The organism is uncultured Fibrobacter sp., assembly GCF_947166265.1.
Classification (GTDB): domain Bacteria; phylum Fibrobacterota; class Fibrobacteria; order Fibrobacterales; family Fibrobacteraceae; genus Fibrobacter.
On record NZ_CAMVDO010000015.1, the window covers coordinates 71,134 to 81,355 of the forward strand.

Sequence of the window (10,222 nt, forward strand, 5' to 3'; positions counted from 1 at the left end):
TGTGATGAATGCCTAATTCTAATCAACAAAATAATAAACGCATAGCCAAGAATACGTTGTTCTTGTATTTCCGAACTCTACTTGTTATGGCGATAAGCCTTTATACAAGTAGGGTTGTCCTTGCGGCATTGGGCGTTGAGGATTATGGTGTTTATAATGTTGTCGGTGGAGCAATTGCGATGTTTAGTGTTATTTCTGGAGCACTTTCTAATGCAATAAGCCGCTTTATAACATTTGAATTAGGAAAGAATGATTTTGGAAAACTGCAACGAGTTTTTTCGACTAGCGTCAATATCCAAGTATTTATTTCAATATTGGTGATTTTAATAGCGGAAACTATAGGCCTCTGGTTTTTATATAACAAATTAAATATTCCTACGGAAAGATTGAATGCTGCATTCTGGGTGCTGCAATTTTCATTAGCATCATTTTGCGTTAATTTGCTTAGCGTTCCCTATAATGCGTGTATTGTTGCTCATGAACATATGAAGGCTTTTGCGTATGTTAGCGTGATTGAAGCTTTGGGAAAGTTGGGCATATGTTATCTAATCGTGGTTTCTCCTTGGGATAAACTGATTTCTTATGCTGCTTTAGTTTTTGCAATTTCATTGTTTATTAGACTGATTTATGGAATATATTGTCATAAGCATTTTGCAGAGAGTCGATATAAACTGTATTTTGGAAAAGAATTATTAAAAGATATTGGATCGTTTGCTGGATGGAGCTTCTTTACAAATACGGCATATATATTTAACACGCAGGGTATTAATATGCTTATCAATATTTTCTTTGGTGTGACTTTTAATGCTGCTCGTGGTATTGCTGTTCAGGTTGATGGAGCGATAATGCAGTTTGTCAATAATTTTGTTATGGCGATAAATCCGCAAATTACAAAAAATTATGCCGCAAACAACATAGATGAAATGAATAAATTGGTATGCAGAGGTGCTCGCTTTTCTTATTTGCTGATGATGTTGTTTGCTCTACCTTTTTTCTTTGAGACTGATGTTATTCTTAAATTATGGCTAAAAACAGTGCCCGAACAAACGAGTCTTTTTGTTAAGTTAGGACTTGTTGGCTCCATGGTAATGGGCTTGGGAAATACAGGCTGTACGGCATGCTTGGCTACTGGAAATATTCGTCGATACACATTGTGGATTACAACTGTTGGTTGCTTGGTTTTCCCGATTTCGTATGTGGTATATAAATTGGGTGCGCCGGTAAGTGCTTCGTATATTGTGTTTATTGCGGTGTATTTTGTTTTGAATTTGATAAGACTGTGGATTATGCACGATTTAATTAAATTCCCTGTTATGACATTTGTCAAGGATGTATTTGGTAGAATTGTTCCAATGACACTATTGGCAGTAATCTTGCCGATTATTGTGATGATGCGTATGAACGAGGGGCTTGTTAGATTTTTCGTGTCTTGTATTGTTTGTATCGTGTCAACATTTTTTTGGGGATTCTTGATAGGAATGTCAAAACAAGAACGAAAAATGATTATCAATATGGTATGTAAAAAAATTAAAGGATAAAATTATGGGAGTAAAAACTTACATAAAAAGAGTGCTGAAATATATCGTTTTTGGGGTGCCGGTAAAAAAAGTATATCCGCAAGTTTCAGTTATTGCACCTAATGATTATCTTAAAGGACGCGTTGCCTTGATTACTGGAGGTACGAGTGGCATAGGATTAGAAATCGCTAAAGCCTACATTAATGCTGGAGCGAAGGTTATAATAACGGGGAGAACAAAAGAACGAATTGATCGGGCTTGTTTTGAAATTGAAAAACAAGTTCGTAATAAAGGTTGTATTTATGGAATTGAAATGAACAATACGGATGTGTCTCAGTTTTCGAAAAAATTTGAAGATGCTTTAAAACTTGTTTTTCCACAAAAAATAGACATTCTTGTCAATAATGCTGGTGTACTTGGTGGTCATATTTCTAATGCGACTGAAGATGCTTACGATTCTGTTTTAGACACCAACTTAAAAGGACCGTTTTTTTTGTCACAACACATTGGTCACTATTTTAAAGAAAACAGCATTCGTGGCAATATTTTGAATATCGCTTCTTCGTCAAGTTTACGTCCTGCGGCGTCTGCATATACTTTGTCTAAATGGGGTATTCGAGGGTTGACTATTGGATTGGCGAAAGTTTTGGCTCCATATGATATTGTCGTTAATGGCTTGGCTCCTGGACAAACGGCGACGCCTATGTTGCGCTCAAACAAATCGGATGAAAATTTAGTTTCATCGAATACGCCTATAGGTCGTTTTATTTTACCAGAAGAAATCGCTAATATGGCTGTTATTTTAGTAAGCAGTATGGGACGATCAATTATGGGTGATGTTGTATATATGACTGGTGGTGCGGGTGTTTTTTCAAATGAAGATATGGATTATTCATTTAGGTAATTGATTATGGAAAATATGTATTATACCGTAGAAAGAAGTGTTCAAATTTTAATCTCTCTGCTCAAGGCGCACGGAATTCGCTATGTTATAGCCTCTCCAGGAACAGCAAACATGACGTTTGTTGTGAGTATACAAAATGATAGATATTTTAAGGTTTTTTCTTCAATTGATGAGCGCTCGGCTGCGTATATGGCTTGCGGCTTGTCTGCTGAATTGAATGAACCTGTTGTAATCACGTGTACTGAAGCGACTGCTTCTAGAAACTATTTGCCAGGATTGACAGAAGCGTTTTATCGAAAACTACCGGTTTTAGCAGTGACTTGTAACCATGGAGAAGAATTTATCGGACAGATGGTTCCCCAGGTTATCGATCGTCGGTCGCTACCCAATGATGTTGCAAATTTATCTGTGAACATTCCGTTTGTTAAAGACAAAAATGACGAATGGAGCAATACGATTAAGATTAATCAGGCTATATTGGAATTGACTAGACGGGGTGGTGGTCCTGTTCATATAAATTTGGCGACCCATAATTCGGCTGATTTTAAAGCAGAATCCGCCAAGCCTGTTCAGATAATAAAACGTTATTTTGCAAATCAAAAACTTCCACAAATTCCAGATGGACGTGTTGGAATCTTTGTTGGGGCTCATAAGCGTTTTTCTGAAACGGTGGTTTCTTATATAAATCGTTTTTGCGAGCAATACAATGCAGTTGTTTTTTGTGATCAAACGAGTAACTATTTTGGACCATATCGAATTAATTACTCAATTGTTGCATGTCAAGAAAAATATAGATCAAGTTTAAGAACCTTGGATTTGGTTGTTCATATAGGTCAAGTTTCTGGTGAATATTGGCATGTATCTTCTTCCCAAACATGGAGAGTGGATGAAGATGGTGAAGTAAAGGATGCTTTTAAGGGCTCGTTGAATGCTGTTTTCGAAATGTCTGAAGAGACATTTTTTCAATCCTATATACAAGAGCGGAAAGAGAAAAAAAATGATTTGTACACTCAATATTGTAAAGAATGTTATTTAGCATATAATAAAATCCCTGAACTGCCGTTTTCTAATGCTTGGGTTGCAAAAAGGATCCACAAGGAAATACCTGCGGGATCTGTGCTGCATTTCGGAATACTTAATTCTTTAAGGGCCTGGAATTTTTTTGATGTTCCACAAGCGTACATGACTAGTTGCAATGTGGGTGGTTTCGGTATTGATGGGGGACTGTCCACATTGGTTGGAGCGTCTATTGCTAATCCTGAAAAAATACATTTTGTATTCCTAGGGGATCTTGCGTTCTTTTATGATATGAATGCCTTGGGTAATCGTCATATATCAAATAATGTAAGAATTATGGTTGTCAACAACGGCAAGGGAACGGAATTTAGAATGTATTGGCATCCTGCATATCAATTGGGGGATGACGCAGACAAATTTGTTGCAGCTGGAGGACATTATGGGAATAAATCACCTAAATTGATAAAGTCTTATGTTGAAGCCTTGGGATATGAATATTTAAGTGCAAATAATAAAGCAGAATTTGAAAAGAATTATAAGACTTTTATTTCTGGAAATCGGCATGATAAGCCGATGGTGTTTGAGGTATATACAGATAATGAAGATGAAACTCGTTCGATAACGATTATGCGTTCTTTGTTGGTTGACGCCTCCTATTGTACAAAACAAAAAATTAAGGGCGTGGCAAAGTCGATGGTGAAATTGATAAAGAAGTAAAGCGAAAAGGATCGTCCTATAAATGTTGGTTGATGTAGAAATAGTTTTTATAATAATTGTTCTTTTGCTTATGTTCCGCAAAAAGGATGGGCTTGCGGAGTCATCTTTGCCGATAGCAAAGGATGTAAATTCCTTTATATCAAAAGAAACTTCTGCTTTTTTTAAAGCTTTTTGTTGTGTTATTATTGTTTTGCATCATTTTTCATTACGATATGAAAACGGAGGCCTTATTTCGAGTCTTGTGGCTGTGGGGGGGGGCTCCTTTTCACTGCCTATCTTCTTTCTGCTTTCTTCGTATGGTGTTGTGAAATCAGAATATCGCTGTAGAACCAACGCAATTTTGTTTGTAAAAAAAAGATTGCTTAAAATCATGATCCCATTTTGGATTATTTGTTCTGTGACTGTGTTGACTTACAGTATGATTTCACTTGAAGGTGTAACTCAAAGTGAGCTTGCAGCTTATCGAGTGAATTCGTATTTCGGATTTATGGCAGGAATACCGTTAATACAAAAGTTGGGTATGTGTCTTGGGCTAATTGAGATTGATGGTGCAATGTGGTTTATTTGGGTTACTGTTGTATCGTACATAGCTATTTTGATTTCCAAAAGTATATTTCGTTTAGATAAATTTCCAATAGGTTTCTTTGCTTTATATGTTGCATTGATTGTTTTTTCTGGTGTATGTTTTTTTATTTTTGAGTTGCCAGCCCATTATTGGCGAAATCTTTGGGCTCTTATTTTAGGGGGGGGGCTGGCTGTACTTGATATTAAATCAGTCAGAATGACAAAAATGTTTTTGTTGGCAGTCTGTTTTATAACAAATGTTTATTTATGTATTTATTCTGTTTATATGCATGATTATGTCTATATGGTATTTGCAAATATGGCATTGATTTCGATTTTTATTGTAAACGAGTTGTTAAAAAAGAAATTAGAATTTCATAGCGTAATTACTGTTTTATCGGGATTGTCTTATTGGATTTATTTGATTCACATCAAGGTTTTGACTTTTGAATGGTATTTTGTGGGGTACAAGGATGTTTTTGTGCCTTTGTTCGTTATTATAACAATGAGTTTTTTGTTTAGTAAATTGTTAAAGTCAAATAGAGGATGCATTAATGAAATTCGAATTCTGTAGAATGTGGCGATTAATTGTCTTTTTTATTCGGGCTTTTTTTACCTTGAAGAAAAAGGTTATATTGTTTAGCATTCCCACGCACCCTAATTTGGGTGATCAAGCGCAGTTGATGTGTACCGAAAAGTGGATTAAAGAAAATTTCAGCAATTATAAAATGTTGTCGCTTGGACATCTTTGCGTACCTTTTGCAAATAGATTCGAGACGTTGTTGTTTAATTATACCTTCTGGGCTTTTTTGGTCTTGAAATTAACGGTTCGAAAGAATGATGTGTTTATTGGACATAGCGGATATTTCTTTGTCGATCATCATGGGGGCTGGTTTTCATACGATTTTTTGATGCAACATTGGAATAATCAATTTATTATTCTTCCGCAGACTGTCAATCTCTATACACCTGTTGTAAAGCAACGTGTGGCTAAAACTTTTGGAAATAAAAAAAATCTCACCCTCCTATGCCGTGATGAAATTTCTTACGAAAATGCAAAACAACTCTTTGGAACAACAAAACTTTTATTGTATCCAGATATTGTGACAAGCTTGATAGGCTTGAGAACGTATAGTGCGAATAGAGAAGGTGTTCTTTTCTGTTTCCGTGATGACATTGAAGCTTTTTATTCAGTAAGTGATATTGACAATTTGATGCAACGATTTGGTAATGTGCGTAAAGAAAAAGTTGATACAACTTTGAAAATTTCATCCGGAATGATGCACAAGTTCCGTGATGAATTGATTAATAAGATGATTGAAAAAATATCAACGTATAAAGTTGTGATAACGGATCGCTATCATGGAACTATTTTTTCGGCAATAGCAAATACTCCGGTTATTGTTGTTAGTTCTGCGGATCATAAGTTGAGTAGCGGAGTTAAATGGTTCCCGCAAGAAGTGTTTGGCGAGAACGTACAATATGCAGAATCTTTGGATGATGCTTACGAAAGGGCTGTTAATATGTTGAACGAAAAACGGCATATTTATAATAATCCATCATATTTTAAAGACCGATATTGGGACAGACTTTATTCCTGTTTAGAATATAAAGATTGACTTTAGTAAGGACATTGTATGCGTATTTTGTTTTTTTCAAACATTCCAATAAGGAAAACGTTTAAAGGCTCATACAACGGAGGTGGTTGGATTTCGTCTTTAATTGATACACTTGTCCAATCAACAGAACATGAAATTGCCGTAGGGTATTTCTCTGAAAGTGATGAAAAAATTACCGATTCCCAATTAACTATATACAAAATGAAAGAGGGAAATATTCTTAAAAGGCGTTTGAAAAAATGGTTGTCTTTATTTCCTTTTTCTTCATTGATTGAAAAAAAATCTTGGCTATTTTATGAAAAAAAATTATTGTCTGTAATTGCGGATTATAAACCAGACATAATTCACATATTTGGAACAGAGCATCAATTTGGTCTTATTTCTAATAAAACCAACGTCCCGACAATTATTCATATTCAAGGGGTTTTAAATCCCTATTTCAATGCCTTTTTGCCACCTTTTTTTTCTTGGTATAATAATTTTTTTAGACCAATTCATTTTGTACAAAAATACATAGAACGAAAAACATGGCAAATGAACTGTTTTCGAGAAAAAGAAATTTTTTCTAGAAATCAAAATTATATAGGTCGTACTGATTGGGATAAAAGAGTTGCTTTCATTTTAAATCCAAAGAGCATCTATTTTTATGGGAGCGAAATATTACGGAATGATTTTTATAGAGAGTGGCAAAGAAAAAATCCTAAAGAATTAATTATAATTTCAACGATATCCTCTCCACTTTATAAAGGTTTTGACACTATACTTAAAACGGCTTTTTTATTGAAATCTTTTAAGAAAGATTTTATATGGAAAGTTTTTGGAAATATCAATCCAACATATATAGAAGGAAAAATAGGAATTAAACATTCTGAAGTTGATGTCAAATTAGAAGGAGTGGCAAATACAGAAACATTAATTGAAAGTATAATCGAATCATCCGTTTATGTACATCCAAGCTATATTGATAATAGTCCCAATAGCGTTTGTGAAGCACAAATGTTAGGTGTTCCTGTCATTGCCACAAATGTGGGTGGTTTAGCCTCAATTATAGATGATTGTAATACAGGCTTTTTAGTACCTTCTAACGATCCATATCAGATGGCTTATATGATAGATTTTTTATACAAGAATAAAAAATTGAATGAACAAATAGGATATTCAGCGCGTATTCAAGCTTTAAAAAGACACGATAGAAATAGAATTATAAATGATCTTTTAGATGTTTACAGGATTATTTCAAAAAAATAAATGAGGTTGCAATGAAACTGCATACTATCCCATATAAAGTTGTTCGAAAATGTTGTCGTTTTATATATGCAATTTATTCTATTTGCAGAACTAAATTGTGTTTTTTTTCTCTTGATGTTGAAACAGATGGCTACAAAACAAATGGATATCCTATAGTAAACGTCATTAGAGGTCGTATAAAAATTGGGAAAAATTTTAAAATGAATAATGGCTTATCTTTAAATACAATTGGTTATACAACGCCATGTATTTTAATTGCGAAGGATGCCCAATTGATTATTGGAAGTAATGTTGGTATATCACAAACATCATTGATTGCATCTGATGCGGATATAATAATAGGAGATAATGTATTAATGGGTGCTGGTGTTAAGGTTTATTCGAGCGATTTTCATAGTACAAATTATGAAAATCGTCGTAATAGTATGACGGATTCGGATCATTGCAAGTCTAAACTAGTTTCAATCGGAAATGATGTTTTTATTGGTGCAGGAACGATAATTTTGAAAGGTGTTTCGATTGGCGAAAAGTCAATTGTTGGTGCAGGAAGTGTTGTGACGAAGAGTATTCCGCCTAATGAAATTTGGGCAGGCAATCCAGCAAAGATGATTCGAAAGATTTGTCAAGTTTAAAAAATTAATTTTGGGAGAAAACATGATTAACTTGATTCTTTGTGGTGGTAGCGGTACGCGCCTTTGGCCTGTGAGCCGCTCCTTGATGCCCAAGCAGTTTGCACCGCTTTTTGACGGACAGTCCCTGTTCCGCAAGACGGTGGTGACGAACTCCGCTGTTTGCGAATCGCAGTTCATTGTTTCCAATGCCGACCAGTTCTTCCTTGCGAAGGACCAGCTCGAAATGGAAGGCATGAAGGGTGCCAGGTTCCTTTTGGAACCGGTGGGCCGCAACACTGCCCCTGCTATTGCTCTCGCTTGCCTTACCATGAATCCTGAAACCATCGTGCTGGTTTCTCCTTCGGATCACGTAATCCGCAAGAAAGACGAATACAAGAAGGTGCTCCTCCGCGCCCAGGAACTTGCCGAAGCGGGCAACCTCGTGACCTTTGGCATTACGCCGACGAGCCCCGAAACGGGCTACGGCTACATTGAAGCCGATGGCGAAAATGTTAAGCGCTTTGTAGAAAAGCCGGACCTTGCCACTGCCGAAAAGTACTTGCTTTCTGGTAATTTCTATTGGAACAGCGGCATTTTCTGCTTCAAGGCAAAGACTTTCCTTGCTGAACTCGGCAAGTATTCTCCGGAAATGCTCGCTGCTGCAAAGAAGGCCCTTTCTGACGTGGTTGTGGAAGATGGTGAACCCATCCGCATCGACCGCGAAGATATGCTTGCCATTCCGGCAAATTCCATCGACTACGCTGTGATGGAAAAGTCGAACAAGGTGAAGGTGGTGCCCAGCGATATCGGCTGGAGCGACCTCGGCAGTTTCGACAGTCTTTATGGCGAATACCCGCACGACGAAAATGGCAACAACGTGAACCCGCGTCACATTGCTGTCGATTCCAAGAATTCCTTGGTGATGGGTAGCCAGCGTGCCATTGCGACGATTGACCTCGACAAGATGCTTATCGTGGACACTCCGGACGCGCTTCTCGTCGCCCCGCTCTCCAGTAGCCAGAAGGTGAAGAAGGTGGTGGAAAAACTCAAGGAGCGCGGCTCCGACTTAATCAACGTCCCACAGACGGTGAGCCGCCCGTGGGGTACGTACTCCGTGCTGGAATCTACCGAGCGCTACAAGATGAAGCGTATCGTGGTGAAGCCGGGTAAGCGCCTCAGCCTGCAGAAACACCTGCACCGCTCGGAACACTGGGTGGTTGTGAGCGGTACCGCTACGGTGACTGTCGGCAAGAACGTTTTCTACGTGCGTCCGAACGAATCGACCTATATTCCCGTGGGTGAAGTTCACCGCCTGCAGAACGAAGGCAAGCTCCCGCTTGTGATCGTTGAAGTGCAGGTGGGCGAGTACACCGGCGAAGATGACATCATCCGCGTGGAAGATGACTTTCATAGAATGTAAGTGATTTTAAATTCCCCAAAACAAAACATCTCCTGCCTGAAGAAATTCGGGCAGGAGATGTTTTGTGGTAGGTGGGGATTTTCTTGAAGCCATCCCGGAGAATTCGGCTGTCCAGGGCGAGCTCGGCAGACATCTCGGTTCCCGCTTTCTGCGTTAGGCCTCCAGCCACTGGTAGCTCTGCTGGGTAACGTATATTTTGGTAACGTATATTTTCTTTCGCAAATTCCTCTAAGGGGGTAAAAAAATAGGATGTTCCAATTTTTAGATTTGAAATAACCACAAATCAACCTAAAAGAAGAGCATCCTATGGATAACAATATAATCAAAATTGACGAGGAAAATCTCAAGAACGACCTGAAGGGAGGGTAACGTATATTTTCTTTCGCAAATTCCTCTAAGGGGGTAAAAAAATAGGATGTTCCAATTTTTAGATTTGAAATAACCACAAATCAACCTAAAAGAAGAGCATCCTATGGATAACAATATAATCAAAATTGACGAGGAAAATCTCAAGAACGACCTGAAGGGAGTCATTAGAAAGACCATCGAAGAAACCCTCAACACGATGCTGGACGAGGAAGCCGCGGAGCTGTGCAACGCGGAAA

The 10,222-nt window shown here is 37.5% G+C and carries 8 protein-coding genes; all 8 read left to right on the forward strand.

Annotated features, from left to right (window positions below; translation table 11 throughout):
* The first annotated feature begins 8 nt into the window (after positions 1 to 8).
* Genes Q0W37_RS09290 through Q0W37_RS09325 form a run of 8 tightly spaced genes read left to right on the forward strand, consistent with a single transcriptional unit; the run spans position 9 to position 9,617 of the window.
* Positions 9 to 1,538: a hypothetical protein gene (locus Q0W37_RS09290; protein ID WP_297700833.1), complete on the forward strand. Its 1,530-nt coding sequence runs from the start codon at positions 9 to 11 to the stop codon at positions 1,536 to 1,538.
* 4 nt (positions 1,539 to 1,542) lie between these two features.
* Positions 1,543 to 2,421 (forward strand): SDR family NAD(P)-dependent oxidoreductase, encoded by an 879-nt coding sequence (locus Q0W37_RS09295; RefSeq protein WP_297700835.1) that lies wholly within the window; start codon positions 1,543 to 1,545, stop codon positions 2,419 to 2,421.
* Positions 2,422 to 2,427: 6 nt separating this feature from the next.
* Positions 2,428 to 4,155, forward strand: a complete 1,728-nt coding sequence (locus Q0W37_RS09300) for a thiamine pyrophosphate-binding protein (RefSeq protein WP_297700837.1) — start codon at positions 2,428 to 2,430, stop codon at positions 4,153 to 4,155.
* Between the two features lie 22 nt (positions 4,156 to 4,177).
* Positions 4,178 to 5,293, forward strand: a complete 1,116-nt coding sequence (locus tag Q0W37_RS09305; protein ID WP_297700839.1) for an acyltransferase — start codon at positions 4,178 to 4,180, stop codon at positions 5,291 to 5,293.
* Positions 5,274 to 6,338: a polysaccharide pyruvyl transferase family protein gene (locus tag Q0W37_RS09310; RefSeq protein WP_297700841.1), complete on the forward strand. Its 1,065-nt coding sequence runs from the start codon at positions 5,274 to 5,276 to the stop codon at positions 6,336 to 6,338. The genes Q0W37_RS09305 and Q0W37_RS09310 overlap by 20 nt, the downstream gene beginning before the upstream one ends.
* Positions 6,339 to 6,356: 18 nt before the next feature.
* Complete coding sequence (locus Q0W37_RS09315; protein ID WP_297700843.1) at positions 6,357 to 7,586, forward strand: glycosyltransferase; 1,230 nt, start codon at positions 6,357 to 6,359, stop codon at positions 7,584 to 7,586.
* 11 nt (positions 7,587 to 7,597) lie between these two features.
* On the forward strand, positions 7,598 to 8,218 hold the full coding sequence (locus tag Q0W37_RS09320) for a DapH/DapD/GlmU-related protein (RefSeq protein WP_297700845.1): 621 nt from the start codon (positions 7,598 to 7,600) through the stop codon (positions 8,216 to 8,218).
* 22 nt (positions 8,219 to 8,240) lie between these two features.
* Positions 8,241 to 9,617, forward strand: coding sequence for a mannose-1-phosphate guanylyltransferase/mannose-6-phosphate isomerase (locus tag Q0W37_RS09325; RefSeq protein ID WP_297700847.1), 1,377 nt, complete (start codon positions 8,241 to 8,243; stop codon positions 9,615 to 9,617).
* Positions 9,618 to 10,222: the final 605 nt, after the last annotated feature.

What these genes read in the sequence shown, in the direction of transcription:
- Q0W37_RS09305 (WP_297700839.1), top strand. Translation starts at nt 4,178, where the DNA reads ATGTTGGTTGATGTAGAAATAGTTTTTATAATAATTGTTCTTTTGCTT.
- Q0W37_RS09325 (WP_297700847.1), top strand. Translation starts at nt 8,241, where the DNA reads ATGATTAACTTGATTCTTTGTGGTGGTAGCGGTACGCGCCTTTGGCCT.
- Q0W37_RS09310 (WP_297700841.1), top strand. Translation starts at nt 5,274, where the DNA reads ATGAAATTCGAATTCTGTAGAATGTGGCGATTAATTGTCTTTTTTATT.
- Q0W37_RS09315 (WP_297700843.1), top strand. Translation starts at nt 6,357, where the DNA reads ATGCGTATTTTGTTTTTTTCAAACATTCCAATAAGGAAAACGTTTAAA.
- Q0W37_RS09290 (WP_297700833.1), top strand. Translation starts at nt 9, where the DNA reads ATGCCTAATTCTAATCAACAAAATAATAAACGCATAGCCAAGAATACG.
- Q0W37_RS09320 (WP_297700845.1), top strand. Translation starts at nt 7,598, where the DNA reads ATGAAACTGCATACTATCCCATATAAAGTTGTTCGAAAATGTTGTCGT.
- Q0W37_RS09300 (WP_297700837.1), top strand. Translation starts at nt 2,428, where the DNA reads ATGGAAAATATGTATTATACCGTAGAAAGAAGTGTTCAAATTTTAATC.
- Q0W37_RS09295 (WP_297700835.1), top strand. Translation starts at nt 1,543, where the DNA reads ATGGGAGTAAAAACTTACATAAAAAGAGTGCTGAAATATATCGTTTTT.